Raw genomic sequence first — 18,591 nt, 5'->3', positions numbered from 1 at the left:
ACGCCGAAACGGCGAGAAGCACCCACATCTCGAACGCCAGGCCCCTCACAAGGGACGGCCGAGATCACACCCCGGCCCCCGCTCCCCCTCTCCTGCAGGTTGGTTTGAACGCCAACCCCCACCCACCAGACGGCCGCACCGGGCGCCCCCGCACAACCGGCCAATGCGCCATGCGGCGAGGGGCAGACGGGGCAGTCAGCCCCGTCGGGGCGGACGAGGCCGCCTACGCGGACGACGACGACGCCGCCGCCCCCACGATGCGCTCGACCGCAGCAGCGACCAGCGCATCCCGCTCCTCCTCCCCGAAAACCTCGGGCAAGGTCAGCTGCTCGACGATCAGCCAGTTCAAAGCCAGCATCAGCAACTTGACGGCAGTCGCATCACCAGGCAGCCCAGAGGCCTCGTGGTAGGCGACGTTCGCATCGACATCGGCCCGAACCCGCTCGGTCAGGACCTTCCGGAGCTCAGGCCGACGCGTCGCCTCGAGCCGCAGTTCGAGCAGCGCCAGGTACCCGGTCCGGAAGGACGCGACCCGCCCGACGAGTTCCCGCATCAGCTCGACGTACGTCTCCCGATCCCGTCCGGCCGTACGCTGCCGCTCGATCGTCTCCTCATCCGGCTGCAGCCGCTCGTACACGCGCGCGCCGGCCTGGGTGAGGAGGTCGTCGCGGTTGGCGAAGTAGTTCGACGCGGTACCCGTCGGCACGGCGGCCTCGCCATCCACCGCGCGAAAGGTGAGCCCCCGCGCGCCCTCCCTCGCCAGCACCTCGATCGCAGCGTCCACCAAGGCCCTACGCCGCTCCTCGTTCCGCCTCGCCATTGACACCACTCCATTCGTAGTACTACATTCAAACCACTACAAACACAGTACTACAAACGGAGTCTCATCTTGCGCAAGCTCGTATACTACGTAGGCGTCTCCATCGACGGCCGCATCGCCGGCCCGGGCGGCGAGTACGACTTCTTCCCGACCGGCGACGAACAGCAGACCGCCGCGTACACCGCATGGACGAACACCCTCTACCCGGAGACCGTCCCGACGGCCTTCCGCACCGCCTCCAGCGTCGCCGACGCCCCGAACCGCCGCTTCGACACCGTGCTCATGGGCCTCGGCACCTACCGCCCGGCCTACGACGCGGGCATCACGAGCCCGTACGCCCACCTGCGCCAGTACGTCATCTCCAGCACCCTCACCCCCCACCCGGACCCGGCGGTCACGGTCGTCCCGGGAGACCCCCTGGCCCTCGTCCGCGACCTCAAAAAGGAAAACGACGGCGGCGGCCTGGACATCTGGCTCTGCGGCGGCGGCAAACTGGCAGGCGCCCTGCTCCCCGAGATCGACGAACTGATCGTCAAGAGCTACCCGGTGGTCGCCGGCGCCGGCATCCCAGCCTTCGACGGCCCCTTCGACCCCACCGCCTTCACGGTCACGGAACGCACCACCTTCCCCACCGGCACCACCCTGACCCGCTTCACCCGCACCGCATAACCGACGCCGCGGCCGGCCCTTCGACGGCCAGAGCCGACGGGCGACGCCCGCGGGCCCGTCCCGCGGGCAGCCCCCTACAGATCAGACCGGCAGCCGGAAGCGTTCCGCATGCTCGTCGGCCCACTCCGCGAAAGTACGGGCCGGCCGGTGCGCCACCCGCTGGACCGTGTCGACGACCGTCGTGGAATCCTCGGTCGGCTTGGCGTACCACCCCACCACGTACTCCGCGTCCGCCCGGGACACACCCGTCGCCATCAACCGCTCGACCGCCTGCTCGTGCGTGATCCGAACGAGCTCGACATCCAGCCCGATGATCTTCGACAGCACCGCAATCCGCTCACTCGCGGTCAGCGCCTGCGGGCCCGTCAGGTTGTACGCCTTCCCCACGTGCCCGTCCTCCATCAACGCGACCGCAGCCACTGCCGCGATGTCGGCCTCGTGCACCAGCGCACTCGGAAAGTCGTACGGCTCGCGCACGACACCCGGCGCATGCGGGGAGCAGGCCGGTCGGCCGATCGCCCGCGTGCACTTCGCGGGGTCATCCCCGCGCGTGCGGGGAGCAGCGGATGAGTGTCTGGTCAGGAGTGGTCGCGGCGGGGTCATCCCCGCGCATGCAGGGAGCAGTACCAGCGGATCACCCGCGCCGTCCTGGACGTGGGGTCATCCCCGCGCGTGCGGGGAGCAGGACGCCCGGATCACCCGCCAGCAGATGCCGTGGGGGTCATCCCCGCGCGTGCGGGGAGCAGGGTGCTGGTGGTGTGGGGGCCGGGGCCGCGCCGGGGTCATCCCCGCGCGTGCGGGGAGCAGCCGGTCCCGTGCTTCATCAGGACGGGCTCGACGGGGTCATCCCCGCGCGTGCGGGGAGCAGCCCTTCAGCCCCTGAGGGCCTTGTCGTAGGCGTGGAGCTGGGGGTCATCCCCGCGCGTGCGGGGAGCAGTCGACGTTCGGGGGCTCGGGGTCGGCGTCGCGGGGGTCATCCCCGCGCGTGCGGGGAGCAGCAGTCCAGCGGCCGCCCATGGAACAGGGACTGGGGGTCATCCCCGCGCGTGCGGGGAGCAGCGAGGCGTTCCCGCACCGGGTCGGGCCGAAGGGGGGTCATCCCCGCGCGTGCGGGGAGCAGCTGAATAGCGAATCGGATTCTCAACATTCCGGGGGGTCATCCCCGCGCGTGCGGGGAGCAGGCTACCTGAGCTGCGGGTTTTCGGAGGGTCACGGCTTCTTTCACTCACTTCCAAGGATTGCGGCATTCGAGGCATTGCCGCCCTATCGGCCGCCGCCGAAGCGGCGGCGTTTCGATGCTTTGCTCCAGCCGGACTGCGACTGGGGTTGCCGTGTGGTGCGGGCGCTCGGGCGGTGGATCAGGGTCAGGCCCTCAAGGTCAATCGGGTGCCACTTGTGGTCGTGCGTCTCGAAAGCGAAGCCCTGTTCGTTGTCCGTGTTGTACGCGAGCAGGGCTCGGCCGATGCCCGCATACTGCTTCACCTCCGCCCACAGCGCCGCCCTGATCCGGGCGGAGGGCCCTCCGATGAAGACGCCCGGGGAGATTTCCAGCAGCCACCGCGTCAGGAAGCCGCGTAGTCCGACCGGGCATTGGGTCAGCACGATCACGGTCACCAGGTCACCTCTTCGGCGTGATTCCGCCCGGAGGCGACCATGAGGTCGCGGTCCGACTGGAGCATGACCTCGTCGGCCTGATCCGGACCGTCGTCCGCGCCGTCCGGCCCGTCCGGGAGGAGCAGCCGCTTGATGTCCTTGACGCAGCGGTCGAGCAGACGGGTCTCGTTGATGGTGTCGCGCAGTGCGCGGCGGGTGCGGGGGCCGACGTCCTGGTCGCCTTCCGCCGCCACGTCGAAGGCGACCGGGATGCCGATTTCCGTCTTGTAGAAGTCGGCGACGTCCAGCACGAACGACAGTTCGTGCCCCGAGTGCACGAAGCCGAGCCCCGGTGCACAGCCGAGGGCGGCCACGACGGCGTGGGAGACGCCGTACATGCACTGCGCTGCGGCGGTGACGGCCTGGTTGGGAGCGTCGCTCGCGGCGAAGTCGCCGGGGACGTAGTTGCGTCCGTGCCAGGGGACTCCGGTGCGTGCGGCCTGGTCGCGGTAGCAGTCCCTGAGGCGGCGTCCCTCGTGGCCCAGCAGCTCCTGCCTGGTGAGGCCGGCCGGGTCTTCGTCGGGGAACCGCAGCCGGTACATCGCCCGGGCGACGTCCAGGCGCGTGCGGCGGTTGGCCCACCGGGTGGCCTGCGCTTCCACGAGGGCCGAGGAGCGGTTCAGGGAGCGTCCGCCTGCGTAGTAGCGCACGCCGTGTTCGCCGACCCAGGCGACGGCGGTGCCGCTGTCGGCGAGCACGGTCATCGCCTGGTCGGTGATGCGCGTGCCCGGGCCGAGCAGGAGGGTGCCGATGGTGGCGGAGGGTATGTGCGTGGTGCCGTCGGCGTCTTCGGCCGTGATGGCGTTCTGGTCGCGGTGGACGATGCACCGCTCCAGGTAGACGAAGGAGATTCGTTCCGCGACGCGCGTCAGGTCGCGCGGGGACGAGGCCCGGCGCCGGGCAACGGTCGTCACCGTGGGCCTCCCCCGGCCGCGGCCAGCGTCATGAGCCCGCACCCGTACGCCTTCGCCTTGCCCAGCCCGAGGGTCAGGGTCCGCCGCAGGAGCTCGGGGTCGGTGACTTCGAGCCGGCCGTCGAAGGTCACCGTCACCAGCGGTACGCGGTTCGCCAGACCCGTTCCGGTGTCCGTCTTGCCGAAGCGGTGCCGCTGTTCGTCGCGGACGGTGAGCTGGTGCTCGTCCCCCTGCGCGAGGCGCCGTCGCTCGGCGGGGGTCTCCAGGACCCGGAAGCCGGCCCGCTCCTGCCGGTCCAGCAGCCACCCCATCTGGTGGCGCGGGGTGCGGTGGGCGGTGCGCTTGCGGATCTCGTCCGCGCTGCGGCGTACGTGGTGGACGGGGTTCGCCGTGAGCCGGAAGTTCCAGATGCCGCCCTTTGCGAGGCCGTCGAGGAAGGACGCGTACTCGTACGTCTGCCAGGCGGCCGTGGTCGGCCAGCCGGCCTGTTCGACGAGGTGGGTGAGGTCCGGGCGCTGCTCGCTGACGACGAAGAGGAGCACCTCGGCGCGCGAGTTGCGGTCGACGCGCCAGAGTACACGCGGCGCGTGGGGGTCGCCGGGCAGTACGTCGGCGAACGAGGACATCACCGCAGCGTGCATGCGCTGCGGTGAGGCGAGCAGGTGGCGTGAGCCGGCGCGGGCGGTGTTGAGTCGGAATCGGGTCAGGTACATCAGTGGCCGTCCAGCGGGAGCTGCAGCGGCAGCTGCGTGAGGTGGGCTTCGGGCGTGTGCCGGGGTGGGGGCACGCGAACGCGCCGCCCGGCTGCCGGGGTGTGGTGCCGTCCGCCGGGCTGGAAGCGCGGGTTCGGCACCTCGACGGCGGTTGGTACGACGGTGCGCAGCGCGTACCGCCGGTGGGACGGCGCGAAGCTGAGCGGCTGGTCGCGGAGGGCCGTTCCGCGCGGGTCTCCGGGGGCCGCTTCGGCCAGGAGGGTCAGGCGGACCGAGGGCAGGCTTCGGTGCCGTTCCTGGTGCCATGCGGCTGCCTGCCACGGCTCGTCGCGCAGCACCGCTGCCGGATCGTCCGCGTCTCGGACGATTCCCAGGTCGACGGGCCCCTGCGGCGGGCAGGAGCGCCGTCCGAGGTAGGGCAGGTGGACGGGGTTTCGCACGGCGGCGTGCAGGTCCTGGACGAGTGCGTCGTCTCCGGCGACGGCTGCGACGAAGACGGCGTCGGCCAGGTAGTAGCGCTCCGAGACGGGCATCGCCTTGCCGGTGTCGGCGTGGCGGGCCGTCTGGAAGTCCCGTACGCGCGTGCCGGCCTGGTCGATCCGTACGGCGAAGGACAGGGCGGCCAGGTCGGAGAGGTCCGCGTCGCGCGGGCGGCCGAGTGCGGCGGCGAGCAGGCCGATGACGCCGCTCTTCGTGGGGGTGGTCTCCGTGGTGCGGCGGGCGAAGCGGGCGGAGGACCCCCATGCCTGGAGGGGGCCCGCCAGCCGCAGGGTGAGGACGCTCATCCCCGCTTGCCCAGCCGTTCCGCGACGGCGTCCCCGACCTTGCCGACGAGTTCGCGGAGGTTGACCTGCTCGCCGAGCGGCGCCAGGGCTTCGGTCTGCTCGCCGACGCGCACGATCCAGGTGTGGTCCGCGGCGGCGCCGAAGGACTCCTCCACCGCGGGGACGTGTGCGGCGAGGGCCTCGCAGGCGGCCCGGACGTGGCCGTCGCCCGTGCCTTCCCGGGTCACGGCGCGTTCGAAAGCGCCCACGAAGCTGATGGGGCGGGCGGAGCGCAACTTGACGACGACCGCGTCCGGGAGGGTGTGGTTCCCGAAAGTGTTGATCTTCCCGCTGGGCATGGAGAGGGTGAAGGCCTCGACGAAGGCTTCGACGGCACGGCGCACCGGCTCCGGTGCCTGCCCTGCGGTGCGTTCGTCGTCGGTCAGGCCGGCGTCGAGGTTGGCGGCGAGCAGGTCGACGTCGACCGCGGCGTAGCGGTAGAGGGTGGCGGAGTTGAAGTCGACCGTTCCGATCATTCCGGCCCCGGGCTCGGCGTCGCCGTTCTGGTCGTCGACGGCGGTGAAGTAGTCGGCCTCCAGGTCCACGGAGTGGACGCTGAGGGCGTGGGCGACCTGGGCGGCGGCGTCAACGTTGAGATCGGTGTTGTCGGCCACCATCCGGCCGAAGAGGGCGATGTCCACGGAGTGCCGGGTGGCGGCCGCCTTCTTCGCCCGGCTCTTCACCTCGGGGTCCTTGAGGTGCACCTTCGGGTCGGCTTTCTTCGCGATGCCCTCGATGGCCAGGTCCGCGAGCAGGTCGAGCTGGCGGGCGCTGAGGAACAGCAGGTAGGAGGACTGGGGGGCCTGCGTATCGGAAGCTCCCTCCTCCCGCGGGTCGCCCTTGCCGCCCTTCGCACCGGTCTTGCGCGCCGGGGTCTCGATCTTGGCCCCGGTGGCGACCTGGATGACCTCGGCGGCCATCGGCCAGACCTGCTCGGCGGTCAAGGACGTCTCGCGCGCCGTGATGCGCCGGGTCAGGGCGTCCACGACCTTCTTCGTCCTGACGCCCAGCTCTGCCGGGTCCAGCAGTTCCCCGAAGGCGTTGCGCGTGGCCTTCTTCCACGCCTGGCTGGACACCCTGGAGCGGCGGACTCCGCCGTAGACGGCGCTCTTCGGGGCACCGGTGTCGTCCCTGTTGATGTTGCTGGGCGGGACCGTCTGGAGGATGTGCACGTCGAGGATGGTGCGGCTCATGTCTCGTCCTTCGTGTCGTTCGGGTCGACGCCGGTCTCGACCGGCCCGCCGGGTGCGTCGTCCTGCTGTGCGCCGGGGCCGGCGGCGCCCTGGTGGGCGTGGAAGCCGCGCCCCCAGGCCTGGCGGACCAGCGTGGGCCCGCCGGGCCGCTGCCAGCGGTCGAGGTGCTCGGCGAGCAGGCCGTAGTCGAGGGGGATCTCGGCGGCCCGCAGGAGTACGACCAGTTCACGCAGCCGTTGGGCGAGCACCTCGAATGTCGTCGCCGTGCCCGCGCGGACGAGCCGCTTGCGGATCGGTTCGTCGGAGTCGGTGCCGGACATGAGGCGTCGTACGGCCGTGCCCAGGGAGGCTCCGTCCTCCACGTGCATCCGCTTGGTCCGGTTGGACTGCTGGTGGAGGGCCCACAGGGTCACGGCGACGTGGGCGGCGCGTTCGGCGCGCAGGGCCTCGGCTTCGTCCACCCGGCCGCGTCCCTGCGCGGTCCGCGCGGCGTAGAACTGCTCCATGCCCACGAGGCCCCACAGCTCGGGCGTCTCGGTCGCCTGTCGGCCGATGCCCCTGCGGAGGCGTGCGAGAGCTTGCACGGCGTGGGATACGTCGTTGCGGTAGTCGTGTTGGAGGATGCGGATGCGCTGGGCGACGGCTTGGCGGAGCGGCCCGTGCTCCGTTCCTGCGCCTGCGCCGCGTTCCGGTTCACGTTCCGGAGGTTCTGCGGGCGCCGGACTCCTCGGCGCGGTCTCCGTCATCGGACTGCCTCCTTGCTGCGGTCGGCTCCACCTGTGGGTGCGGCTGCGGACGCCGGTGCGGGTGCGGCCGGGTCGGGTGGTGCGGTGTCGTTGCGCAGCGCGAGGGCCTTGTTGAGCCGGGCGTGGAAGATGCGTTCGGAGCGGGCGTGGTCGAGCCAGCCGGTGTCGCCGGCGTCCGCGAGCAGGGTGGCGGCGGCGTCGCGAAGGATCCAGTACGCCGTCCGCTGCCAAACGGCGCGCGCGTCGGCGGGGTCTGCTGCGTCGCCGAGGCCGGCCAGCCACTGGCGGTACGGGCCGTCCAGCAGGCCGAAGCCCAGGTCGCGGGCCGTTTCCCGGGGGGGTTCGCCGGGCCTGCGAGAGGCTGCGGCAAGGTCGGCGGCCAGGTCTCCCAGGGCGTTGACCGCCTTGGTGCTGTCCTCGACTGCCGCGACGGCCTGCTGCGCGTGGCGCCGGTCCTGTTCGTGGAGAAGGACCACGGGCATGGCGAACGCGTCGTCGACCACTTCGTCGATGACCGACTGCTGCGTGCCGTAGACGGCGCCGATCAGCCGGGGCCGGATCAGCAGGTCCCGTGGGAGGAGCCGTTCGTGGGTCAGTTCGGCGATCCACTTGAGCACACCGGCCCGCAGGTACGGGGCCGGCTCGCCCCGCCGCCCGGGCTGCTCCTCGCCGACGGATGCGAGGAGGGAGGCGAGGCTGCGCCAGGCGGAGCGGGCGGGGTCGTGCTGGCGGGGCATGTAGACCGGGGAGCGGCCGAGCTTCTTCTCCTGCGGGGCGCTGCGGCGCCAGCCGCTCAGGGGTTCGTGCCGGTGGGCGTCCGGCACCGGCAGGGGGTCGCCGTAGGAGAGGACCACGCCGTGGACCGCGGTGCCGTCGTGGTGGAGGCGGATGCGCCGGGACTGCCAGGTGTAGAGGTCGCGGGGGCCGGTGGGCCGGGTGGCGAGGTCGTCCTGCGTCCGGGGGCCGCACTGATCCCTGCGCCAGGCGGGGCGGTCGTCCTCGGCCGTGGTGACGGCCGTGTTGTCCGCGGGGACCAGGTTGAGGAGGAGGGTCTCCTGAAGGTTGTCGCCTTCGGCGAACAGTCCTCCGATGTTGCCGGCCCAGGCAACGCCCTGCGGGTAGCCCTTGCCGCCCTTCACTCGGGGGTCGCCCACGGCGCCGGACTTGATGCCGGAGGTGTCGAAGGCCTGGGCATGGACCAGCCACCTGGCGGCTTCGGCAAAGGCGAGCCGTTCGACGCCGGGCCGGCGCATGGTGAAGAACGCGTCACCGTTCGGGACGTCGGCCACGATCCGGTTCAGGGAGAACACTTCGTCCTTCTGCGTGCGCAAGTCGGCGACTTGGAAGAACGGCCGGGTGGGGTGCAGGAGGTCGAACCGCTCCCGGTGGCGGTCGAGGTAGGGGCCGACCGCGGCGAGGGGTTGCGGGCTTTCGCTCAGGTCCTGCCAGGCGTCGATGTCCGGGGGGCCGTCCACCGCGTCGTGGAGGACGGCCAGCAGCAGGCGCATGAGGGCGAATTCCTGCGTGGGAAGGTCGCCCACGATCCGCCGGATCTCGGCGGCCCGTGCGAATACCTCCTTGAGGGAGAGCTCCGCCGTGGAACCGTCGCACAACTGGACGCCCAGCCAGGGGCGGGAGACCAGGTCGAATCCGGGAACGCCTTTCACCAGCTTCACGTCCTTGGCGCCGGCCGGAGTGACCTCCAAGCCGTCGGTCTCGCTGTAGTGGAGGTCGAAGCCTGCCAGCCGGGTGCGGCAGTCCTCGTCGAGCACGAGGAACAGTTCCCCGGCAAGCAGGTGGCTCTCCTTGGCCTGCCATGCGGTGGGGCAGAACTGCTCTAGTTCGCCGATCACCCGGTCGATGAGCCACGGCTTGCCGAAGTGGTACGGGAGCCGCAGCGCGCTGGCGACGGCCGCGCGGGCGGCACGGGGCGGCGGGACGGCGTCCAAGGGCAGTTCGAGCCCGCCCATGCCCCGGTCCAGCCAGGGCAGGGTGGTGTACGTGCCGTCGCGGCGGCGCTGGACGACGAGCACCTCCAGGGCCTCCTCGCTGTCCCTGACCTGGGCGCGGCCTGCGCGGGTGTCTTCCGCGTCGCCGACCCCGGCGTCGATCCATCCGATCAGGGAGCGGCCGGGCCTGCGCGCCTGCTCGAGGAGGAAGGTCTGCGCCTTCCGGCGCTTCTCCACGGTGTTCCTGTCGTGTTCGTCACGGGCGTTGTCCACGGCCGCGGTCCAGGCCTCGGGGGCGGGTGGCGTCGTATCGGCGTACGCGGCCTGCACGAGGGGGCTGATGTGGTCGGGGAGGTCGAGGGGTTTGCCTTCGAGGTGCGGGTGCAGGACGGCGAGGGACCGCAGGAGGGCGTGCCGTCCGTAGACGGCGGCAGACTCGTCGGCGGGGCAGGGCGGTCCTCCAGCCCAGTCGACGCCGGTGATGAGGCACTTCGGGACACGCAGCCGCTCCGGGCGGTCGGCCTGGCGTTCGCCGCGCTGGTGGCGGTGCAGCCGCCCCATGCGTTGGAGGACGAGGTCGACGGGGGCGAGGTCGGTGACGAGGACGTCGAAGTCGATGTCGAGCGACTGCTCGGCGACCTGGCTCGCGACCACGATGTGCGGCCCTGCGGGGCGCGTGCCCCACGGGCCGAACCGGGCAACGAGGTCGTCGTCCTTGCGGGCCCGGTCGAGGTCGGTGAACCGGGAGTGGGCCACGGTCACCGCGTCGGGGCCGAAGCGCTCGCGCAGTACGCCCGCAGTTCGGAGGACACGGTCGACGGTGTTGCGGACGACCAGGGCGCAGCCGCCCCCGGCGAGTTCGGCCGCCAGGCGGTCCGCCAGGGCGCCCGGGTCGTCGTCCAGCTTCTCGACGGCGATCGAGAGGTGTCGGCCCGCGGCGGCGGGGGGCGTCCCGACGATCGTCTCCCGGCCCTCGCAGACCACGCTGATCAGGGGGTAGGCACTGGTGGCGGTGAGTGCTCCGGCCTCGTCGGCCGTCTCGGAGTAGGCGAGGGCCAGCGCCCGGCGCCGACCGGCGGGCAAGGTTGCGGACAGCATCACGACGGGGACCTTGTAGCGCCCGAGCCAGGACAGGACGCGTTCGAGGTATTCGTTCATGTACGCGTCGTAGGCGTGGACCTCGTCGATGACGACGACCTTGCCGGCCAGGGCCAGGTGCCGCAGCACCAGATGCCGGCTCTTCAGTCCGGCGAAGAGCAACTGGTCGATGGTTCCGACGACGAACGGGGCGAGCATCCCCTTCTTGCGGCCGCGCAGCCACTGGTGTGCAACGAGGGACGACGTCGCCGCACACCGGTCGTCGCGGAGGGACCGCAGCGAGGTCGGGTCCCCGTCGAGGTCGACGGCTGCGATCGGACGGCTTCCTGCGCGGAAGTCCGCGGCGAAGGCGTCGTCGAGGAAGCCCTTGGAGTGGGCCAGGTAGACGGTGCGCGCCCCGTCGCCCGGAAGACGGTCGAGCCACTTGCGGAAGCGGCCGTACATGGCACTGGCCGTCGCCCTGGTCGGCAGTGCCACGAAGCAGCCGCCTGCCCGCGTGCGGGAGGCGAACACCTCTGCCACGGCGAGCGCCGCCTCCGTCTTCCCCTCGCCCATCGGCGCCTCGATGATCATCAGGCCGGGAGTGGGGGTTGCTCGCGCCAACCGGACGGCTTCCTCCTGCAGGGGACGGACGGCGGGAAGCCCGAAGCGTGCTTCCATCAGGCCCCGCGCATCCTCCTCCACGGTCGGCGCGGTCCAGGGCGGCGGCAGCTCGATGCCGCGCCACGCGGCTTCGATGCGCTCGGCGTCGCTGCGGTGCCGCTCCTCGGGGTAGAGGAGGAAGAGGTCGGAGTTGCTGGCGATCCAGTCCGCGAGGATCACAAGCGCCGACAGCACCACCTGCACCGGCTGGGGCAACTTGACCGCACTCCAGTCGTGCAGGCGGTCCCGCACTCCATGGGCCGCGGTGGCCGCGTCGAGCAGCTCGGTCTGAACGGCGCGCCACAGGCGCTCGGAGGGCCCGGGTGTGCGCAGGAGCTCGGGATGCTGGTGCAGGGCGTGGAAGTGCTCGTGGCCGGGAAGCACCCCGTGGTGCCCGCCGACGGCCCCGGCGAACGCCATCGCCGCCCGCGGCGACCACCCGCGACCCTCCAGCCACTCCTCCACGAGGGCCTGGCCGGCCAAGCCGTGCGGAGCGCGCCTGCGGGCGTCGCCGAACTGCCGGGCCGTGGGCATGTCCAGCCCTGCGGACCGCATGCGCTCGGCAAGTTGGTCCACCTGGCAGGCGAAGGCCGGCGTTGCCTTTCCGACGTCGTGGACGGCTCCCAGCCACACGGCGAGCCGCCGCGCATCCCCCTCGCCGTCGGGGAGGCTGTCCGCCACGAGGCGCCGAACGTGGTGCGGCAGCCACTCGTCCCACAACCGCTCCGCCATCGCGGCGGAGTCCGCCATGTGCCGCCACAACGGCAGCCACTTCGAGGTCTTGTCCTCGTGCTTGGCCCACACGGTGCGCGCCGCCGGTGACAGCGAAGCACTCCAGTGCGGTGCGTCGTCGTGCATCTCGATCCCCCCAGGACCTTGGTACGCGCACCCGGGCGGGAATCCCCATCCCCGCCCGGAGAGCGGGCTCCCGGGCTCGCCGCACTGGGCGGAAAGGGGAGCGCGTTCATGATCCGGGCTCCAGACACGCTCCGAACGCCACTTCCCAGACATCACCCATATGAGTGAACGAGGCCTGCTGTTGACGAAGAGAGGTCCGGCCCCGGCTCGATGCGCTGCAACGCGCAAACGGCAGGCGCGCCCAACAGCCTGCACAGCATGTCCGCGGGCCCTAACCGCGGACACGGGGACAGATCGGCGACAAGCTCCGCGGCGCGAAGAGGGGTGGGCCATCCCCCATGTACGCGAGGAGCAGGCGCCGGCTGGCAGGTCTGAGGTGGGGTCATCCCCGTGTGCGTCGCGGGGAGCAGTCGGTCCGGGCACGGACCGATGGTTGGGAAGGGGGGCATCCCCGCGTGCGCGGGGAGCAGCTGCTGCACAGGAGCAGGAACGCCCCGACCTCGGGGTCATCCCCGCGTGCGCGGGGAGCAGGAAAACGGCCACCAGGCCGTCGTCATCGACTCGGGGTCATCCCCGCGTGCGCGGGGAGCAGCCTGCCTGCCCGCCGGGGGCGTTCTCCCACCAGGGGTCATCCCCGCGTGCGCGGGGAGCAGCCCTGCCCGTACGCCGTGGCGGCGAGGTAGGGGGGGTCATCCCCGCGTGCGCAGGGAGCAGCGGCGACTCGATCTCCTTGACCGCGCCGTCCAGGGGTCATCCCCGCGTGCGCGGGGAGCAGCTTCCGGAGTGCGTGCATTTCCTGCCTGGTGAGGGGTCATCCCCGCGTGCGCGGGGAGCAGCTCCGTCGGCCCCCCGCGGGGGCTTTGTCGTGGGGTCATCCCCGCGTGCGCGGGGAGCAGTCGCCGCGGACGTCCGTATCGGCCACCTCGGAGGGGTCATCCCCGCGTGCGCGGGGAGCAGAGCGATCCGCATGCGGTGCAGGCGCCGGCGGTGGGGTCATCCCCGCGTGCGCGGGGAGCAGACGGCCGTGAGCTCGAACGTCCCCGCCCGGTCGGGGTCATCCCCGCGTGCGCGGGGAGCAGGCCAGGGTGGGCTGGTAGGCGCGGCGCCACATGGGGTCATCCCCGCGTGCGCGGGGAGCAGGTGTTCTGGTTGACGAGGGGCAGCCGGATGGTGGGGTCATCCCCGCGTGCGCGGGGAGCAGAGGGCGGCCCCGGATTCGTCCAGCACGATGCGGGGGTCATCCCCGCGTGCGCGGGGAGCAGGCCGGACTCCGTGCTGCGGATGCCGAACAGGAGGGGTCATCCCGCGTGCGCGGGGAGCAGCCTCCGGGGTGATCCGGGGGCCGATCGCCTCCGGATCACCCCCGCGTGCGCGGGGAGCAGCGACTTCCGCGAATTCCCCGCCCGACGTCTGGGGGGTCATCCCCGCGTGCGCGGGGAGCAGATCATCGGCGCCGCCATTCCGATGGCGCTCCAGGGGTCATCCCCGCGTGCGCGGGGAGCAGCAGTCCAGCGGCCGCCCGTGGAACAGACTCTGGGGGTCATCCCCGCGTGCGCGGGGAGCAGCTGTACGTCATCAACAAGTACGGCGGGTACCGGGGGTCATCCCCGCGTGCGCGGGGAGCAGTGGGGAAATAGGGCGGTGCCCATCCGAGATAGGGGGTCATCCCCGCGTGCGCGGGGAGCAGCCTCGTCGATGGCGAGTCGAAGCCGTCTGACCCGGTGGCGGGGTCATCCCCGCGTGCGCGGGGAGCAGTGATGCCGCGCCCCGTCGCGTCGACCGCCCTGGGGGTCATCCCCGCGTGCGCGGGGAGCAGCTCCGGGCGGAGACGTGATCCGCACTCTGGAGCAGCGCCGGGGGGTCATCCCCGCGTGCGCGGGGAGCAGACCGGGGCCCAGTTCGCCGGCGTCGCCGACCTGGGGTCATCCCCGCGTGCGCGGGGAGCAGAACTGCACCATCCATCCGCCCGCCAGCATGGGGGGGTCATCCCCGCGTGCGCGGGGAGCAGGATTACTCCGAAACCACCACATTGCAGACGGAGGGGTCATCCCCGCGTGCGCGGGGAGCAGCACTTGCCGAAGTCGCTGTCCAGCGTCCACAAGGGGTCATCCCCGCGTGCGCGGGGAGCAGCCCACCGCCATCCCTGGCGGCTGGCGAGGGGAGGGGTCATCCCCGCGTGCGCGGGGAGCAGTTCACCGGCATCGACGAAACCGACGCCACCTGGGGGTCATCCCCGCGTGCGCGGGGAGCAGGCCTTCCTCCGGGTCGGGCGTGACGGGGCCGGGGGGTCATCCCCGCGTGCGCGGGGAGCAGGCTATGCGAGCTGCGATGTTATGCGAGAAGGTGCGCGGTTCTGAGCACTTTCACAGGATCCGGCAATACGCTCGAATAGTTCAGAAATGGTGTTTTCTATGTGAACCGCCCATAGAGTGGGGAGCCGAAGCCAGGTTTGCCTGGAAGGCGGGTCACCCCGTCGTCAGGGCGTCCTCCACCGCCGCCATGAACGCCGGGTCCAGCATCGTGTCCACCGCCGTGTCGCGGGCCGTGTCCAGGCCCGTGTCGTGGCAGGCCGTGCTCAGCAGGTAGCGGTCGGCCAGGACCGGGTGCGTCGCGAACGCCCACTCGCCGCCCGCGGCCGGGGTGCCGTCCGGGGTGATCAGGCCGCCGCTGCGCAGGCCGAAGCCGAACTCGGTGAAGCCGAGCTGGAGGCCCTGCCCGAGGGCCTTGGTGTACGCCTCCTTCAGCGTCCACAGCCGCAGCAGCTCCGCGGCCTGCCGCTCCCCCGACATGCGGGCGAGTTCGGCGTGCTCGGCGGGGGTGCACATGTGGCCGCGGAGCAGCTCGAAGGACATGCGGCGGTCGGCCGGCTCGACGTCGACCCCGATGCGGCCGGTGCGGCAGACGCCGACCGCGATGAGGTCGTCGGTGTGGCTCAGGCTGATGTCGATCTGGTCGAGGCCGCGGATGAACGGTCGCCCGCCCAGCTTGTACGCGAGGTCGAACGCGGCGGGGCCGGTGCGGAGCGCGGCCGCCGCCGTGTACTTGATGATCATGCGGGAGGTCAGGAAGCGGTACCGGATCGCCGCGTCCGCGGTGCCGCGGTAGCGCTGCCAGTCACGGCCGAGCAGCGGGCGCAGGCCCGGTTCGGCGAGCGCCGCGGGCAGCCATTCGCCCCAGGTCGCGTACACGACGGCGCTGCCGTACCGGTCCAGTCCGCGGTGGACCTCGTCCCACGGCCCGTGCGGGCCGGGGACGTGGACGGGGGGCGCGATGCGCGTCGCGTTGCTCGGCGCGTCCGTGGCGGTGCGCGGCGCGTCCGGTGCGGGCTGGTCCGGCATGGGCGGGTTCCTCCTGTGGGCGGTTCTCGGGCCGGTGCGGGCGGGGGCTTCGCCGGACGTCATCGCGCGAGCGGGAGTCCGTCGAGGTCGCAGCTGCGGCCGTCGCGGTAGCGCGCGGACAGTTCGGCGAGCATCCGGTCGAGGACGCCGTCGGGGAGTTCCGGCACCGGGATGCCCATGCGGCGGCCGATCCGCGTCAGGGCGAGCACGGCCCAGGCGGGGTCGGCGAGGAACGGGTCGCGGCCGTCCTGCGACCGGGACTCCCACACGCCGAGGACGCTCGCCGCGGCGAGGACCAGGGCGTACCGGTCGGAGAGGGTGACGACGGCCGGGTCGGTCAGCGCCTCCCGCGTCTCGGGGATGCGCAGGCAGCGGGCGCGGAGCCCGCGCAGTTCGTTGGCGAAGGTCTCGGCGAGTTCCGCGAGCGCGGCGAGGTCGCCCGCGGGGCCGCCGTCGGCGCGGTGCGGTGCGAGGCGTTCGGCGGCGCCGGCGAGGGTGGCGGAGAGGAAGTCGTCGCCGCTGGCGATGCCGAGCAGCCGGTAGTCGAGTACGGGCAGCGGCGCGCCGGCGCGGAACAGCGCGGGCGGCGGCTCCTCGGCGCTGAACCAGGACCGTTCGGCGAGGCTGCGCAGCTGCGGGACGATGACGGCCTGGCAGGCGGCCGTCCCGGTGTGGCCGAGCCCGGCGACGGGCAGGTCGCGCACCAGCTTGTCGAGGGAGCCGTACTCGGGGCTGCGGTGCTCGTACCCGTGCGAGCCGAGGACGGACGCGAGGGCTTCGAGGTCCTCGCGCAGCAGGTCCGGTACGACGTACTTGACGGTGGCGGCCAGGACGTGGCTGCGCTCGGGCAGCAGGCTGAGGGCGCGCAGGGCGGTGGTCGCCATGCTGTCGCAGGCCAGCAGGTCGGCGAAGACGCCGGTGAGCGGCTTGTACCAGCGGCGGACGGTGCGCCCGCCGCGGCCGGGGGTGACGGCGCGGACGGCGGAGTGCAGGACGGTGTCGGCGGCGGCGACGGCCAGGGCGGGGATCAGGCAGCGGTTGACCTGGAAGGTGCGCAGGGCGAGGGCGACGCCTTCGCCGGGCCGGCCGACGAGCGCGGACGACGGCACGGGCGCTGTACGTCCTCGCGACCGCCGTCTGCGCGCTCGCCCCGACCGCCGAGCTGCTCATCGGTTTCCGCCTGCTCCAGGGCCTGGCCGGGGCCGCGGGGATCGTCATCGCCCGTGCCGTCGTCCGCGACCTGTACGAGGGCGTGGAGATGGCGAAGTTCTTCTCCAGCCTGATGCTGATCTCCGGGGTGGCGCCCATCGTCGCCCCGCTCATCGGCGCGCAGGTGCTCCGCTTCGCCGACTGGCGCGGCGTCTTCGTCGTCCTCGCCGCCGTCGGCCTCGCCCTCACCCTCCTCGTGTGGCGCCGCCTGGACGAGACGCTGCCGCCGGAGCGGCGGCACACCGGCGGCGTCGGCGCCGCCCTGCGGACCATGCGCGGCCTGCTCGCGGACCGCGTCTTCGCCGGGTACGTGCTGGCGGGCGGCTTCTCCTTCGCGGCGCTGTTCGCGTACATCGCGGCCTCGCCGTTCGTCGTCCAGGAGATCTACGGGGCCTCCGCGCAGACCTTCAGCCTGCTGTTCGGCCTGAACTCCGTCGGCCTGATCGTCATCGGGCAGGTCAACGGCAAGCTGCTCGTCGGCCGGGTCAGCCTCGACAAGGTCCTGGCCTGCGGGATCGCCGTGGCGGTCGCCGCGTCCGCCGCGCTGCTGCTGATGTCGGCAGGTGTGTTCGGCCCGGTCGGCCTGGCGCCGGTCGCCGCCGCCCTGTTCGTGCTGATGTCCGCGATGGGCCTGGTCCTGCCGAACACCAACGCGCTGGCCCTGATGCGCACCCCGCAGGCCGCCGGGTCGGCGTCGGCGCTGCTCGGCACCTCCTCGTTCCTCGTCGGCGCGGCCGCCTCGCCGCTCGTCGGCATCGCCGGGGAGGGCACCGCCGTGCCGATGGCGGTCGTCCAGGTGTGCTGCTCGCTGCTCGCCGCGAGCTGCTTCCTCGGCCTGTGCCGGCCCTGGCGCAGCCGCGGGGCGGCCGCCGCCGCGTGAGCCGGGCACCGGGGGCGCCGTAAACTTCGGAGGTGAACGCCTCCGCCCCCACCACCGCCGAAACCCTCCGGTCCGCGCTGGCCGGACTCCTCGACGGGCTGCCGCCGAAGCAGGCCGCGGCCGCCGTCGAGCGGCTGATCGCCAACTACCGGGGGCGCACCCCGACCGACGCCCCCGTCCTGCGGGACCGCTCCGACGTGGCGGCGTACGCGGCGTACCGGATGCCCGCCACCTTCGAGGCGGTCCGCTCCGCGCTCGCCGGCCTCGCCGGCGCCGCCCCGGACTGGGCGCCCGCCTCGCACGTGGACGTCGGCGGCGGCACCGGCGCGGCGACCTGGGCGGTCGACGCCACCTGGGACGGCCCGCGCGGGACGACCGTCCTGGACTGGGCGGAGCCCGCACTCGCCCTCGGCCGCGAACTGGCCGGAGCGTCCGGCTCCCCCGTGCTGCGGGGCGCCGAGTGGCGGCGGGCCGTCATCGGGTCGGCCCTCGCCCTGCCCGCCGCGGACCTCGTGACCGTCTCGTACGTCCTCGGGGAGCTCACCCCGGAGGCCCGGCGCGCCGTCGTCGCCGAGGCGGCCCGGGCCGGGCAGGCCGTCGCCGTCGTCGAGCCGGGCACGCCCGAGGGCTACCTGCGCATCCGCGAGGCCCGCGACCAGCTGATCGCGGCGGGCCTGCACGTCGCCGCGCCCTGCCCGCACGACGGCGCCTGCCCGATCGGCATCGGCGAGGACTGGTGCCACTTCTCCGCGCGGGTCAGCCGCTCCTCACTGCACCGGCAGGTCAAGGGCGGCTCGCTGCCGTACGAGGACGAGAAGTTCAGCTACGTCGCGGCGACCCGCTTCCCGGCGGAGCCGGCCGCCGCCCGGATCACGCGAAAGCCGCAGATCCGCAAGGGCCTCGTCCTGCTCGACCTGTGCGGGCCGGAGGGCGAGGGGCTGGTCCGGGCCACCGTGGCCAAGAGGCACGGCGACCTCTACAAGCGGGCACGGGACGCCGAGTGGGGCCGGGAGTGGCCTCCGGCCACGGACTGACGTCCGGGGCCGGAGGCCACTCCCGGCCCCACTCGGCGTCCCGTGCCCGCT

The 18,591-nt window shown here is 72.8% G+C and carries 13 protein-coding genes, 1 pseudogene and 2 CRISPR repeat arrays; of the genes and pseudogenes, 3 read left to right on the top strand and 11 right to left on the bottom strand.

The window, feature by feature from the left end:
• Window positions 1-223: 223 nt before the first annotated feature.
• Complete coding sequence (locus tag EF903_RS13320; RefSeq protein WP_125543432.1) at window positions 224-820, bottom strand: TetR/AcrR family transcriptional regulator; 597 nt, start codon at window positions 818-820, stop codon at window positions 224-226.
• A 69-nt stretch (window positions 821-889) separates the two neighbouring features.
• Between EF903_RS13320 and EF903_RS13315 the strand changes: the two genes are divergently transcribed.
• On the top strand, window positions 890-1,489 hold the full coding sequence (locus EF903_RS13315; RefSeq protein WP_125543431.1) for a dihydrofolate reductase family protein: 600 nt from the start codon (window positions 890-892) through the stop codon (window positions 1,487-1,489).
• Window positions 1,490-1,570: 81 nt separating this feature from the next.
• Here the strand turns inward: EF903_RS13315 and EF903_RS13310 are convergent, their stop codons facing one another.
• The 10 genes from EF903_RS13310 to EF903_RS13265 all read right to left on the bottom strand — a co-directional run bounded on the left by EF903_RS13310 (window position 1,571) and on the right by EF903_RS13265 (window position 16,526).
• Window positions 1,571-1,933, bottom strand: a complete 363-nt coding sequence (locus EF903_RS13310; protein ID WP_125543430.1) for a hypothetical protein — start codon at window positions 1,931-1,933, stop codon at window positions 1,571-1,573.
• A gap of 29 nt (window positions 1,934-1,962) precedes the next feature.
• Window positions 1,963-2,670: direct repeats of the CRISPR family, unit length 29 nt; unit sequence GGGGTCATCCCCGCGCGTGCGGGGAGCAG.
• Between the two features lie 82 nt (window positions 2,671-2,752).
• The gene (gene cas2e, locus EF903_RS13305) at window positions 2,753-3,103 is read right to left on the bottom strand and encodes a type I-E CRISPR-associated endoribonuclease Cas2e (protein WP_125543429.1); all 351 of its coding nucleotides are present in this window, start codon (window positions 3,101-3,103) and stop codon (window positions 2,753-2,755) included.
• On the bottom strand, window positions 3,100-4,056 hold the full coding sequence (gene cas1e, locus EF903_RS13300; RefSeq protein WP_125543428.1) for a type I-E CRISPR-associated endonuclease Cas1e: 957 nt from the start codon (window positions 4,054-4,056) through the stop codon (window positions 3,100-3,102). Before cas1e ends, cas2e begins: the two co-directional genes overlap by 4 nt.
• The gene (gene cas6e / locus EF903_RS13295; protein WP_125543427.1) at window positions 4,053-4,769 is read right to left on the bottom strand and encodes a type I-E CRISPR-associated protein Cas6/Cse3/CasE; all 717 of its coding nucleotides are present in this window, start codon (window positions 4,767-4,769) and stop codon (window positions 4,053-4,055) included. Before cas6e ends, cas1e begins: the two co-directional genes overlap by 4 nt.
• On the bottom strand, window positions 4,769-5,554 hold the full coding sequence (cas5e, locus tag EF903_RS13290) for a type I-E CRISPR-associated protein Cas5/CasD (RefSeq protein ID WP_125543426.1): 786 nt from the start codon (window positions 5,552-5,554) through the stop codon (window positions 4,769-4,771). The genes cas6e and cas5e overlap by 1 nt, the downstream gene beginning before the upstream one ends.
• The gene (gene cas7e / locus EF903_RS13285; RefSeq protein ID WP_125543425.1) at window positions 5,551-6,786 is read right to left on the bottom strand and encodes a type I-E CRISPR-associated protein Cas7/Cse4/CasC; all 1,236 of its coding nucleotides are present in this window, start codon (window positions 6,784-6,786) and stop codon (window positions 5,551-5,553) included. The genes cas5e and cas7e overlap by 4 nt, the downstream gene beginning before the upstream one ends.
• Entirely contained in the window at window positions 6,783-7,532 is a 750-nt protein-coding gene (gene casB / locus EF903_RS13280) for a type I-E CRISPR-associated protein Cse2/CasB (RefSeq protein ID WP_125543424.1), read from the bottom strand. The genes cas7e and casB overlap by 4 nt, the downstream gene beginning before the upstream one ends.
• Window positions 7,529-12,079 carry a type I-E CRISPR-associated protein Cse1/CasA gene (gene casA / locus EF903_RS13275; RefSeq protein ID WP_125543423.1) on the bottom strand — a complete coding sequence of 1,517 codons (4,551 nt, stop codon included), beginning with the start codon at window positions 12,077-12,079 and terminating at the stop codon, window positions 7,529-7,531. Before casA ends, casB begins: the two co-directional genes overlap by 4 nt.
• 378 nt (window positions 12,080-12,457) lie before the next feature.
• Window positions 12,458-14,392: direct repeats of the CRISPR family, unit length 29 nt; unit sequence GGGGTCATCCCCGCGTGCGCGGGGAGCAG.
• A 152-nt stretch (window positions 14,393-14,544) separates the two neighbouring features.
• Window positions 14,545-15,417, bottom strand: a complete 873-nt coding sequence (locus EF903_RS13270; RefSeq protein WP_125543422.1) for a 4'-phosphopantetheinyl transferase superfamily protein — start codon at window positions 15,415-15,417, stop codon at window positions 14,545-14,547.
• 59 nt (window positions 15,418-15,476) lie between these two features.
• Window positions 15,477-16,526 (bottom strand): hypothetical protein, encoded by a 1,050-nt coding sequence (locus EF903_RS13265; RefSeq protein WP_125543421.1) that lies wholly within the window; start codon window positions 16,524-16,526, stop codon window positions 15,477-15,479.
• A 5-nt stretch (window positions 16,527-16,531) separates the two neighbouring features.
• Here EF903_RS13265 and EF903_RS13260 point away from each other — a divergent pair.
• A pseudogene (locus EF903_RS13260) lies at window positions 16,532-17,506 on the top strand (multidrug effflux MFS transporter); the annotation flags it as partial.
• A 32-nt stretch (window positions 17,507-17,538) separates the two neighbouring features.
• The gene (locus EF903_RS13255) at window positions 17,539-18,540 is read left to right on the top strand and encodes a small ribosomal subunit Rsm22 family protein (RefSeq protein ID WP_125543420.1); all 1,002 of its coding nucleotides are present in this window, start codon (window positions 17,539-17,541) and stop codon (window positions 18,538-18,540) included.
• Window positions 18,541-18,591 lie beyond the last annotated feature (51 nt).

This window comes from Streptomyces sp. WAC05292 (assembly GCF_003949955.1).
Classification (GTDB): domain Bacteria; phylum Actinomycetota; class Actinomycetes; order Streptomycetales; family Streptomycetaceae; genus Streptomyces; species Streptomyces globosus.
This window is presented reverse-complemented; position numbering and strand designations above follow the sequence as displayed.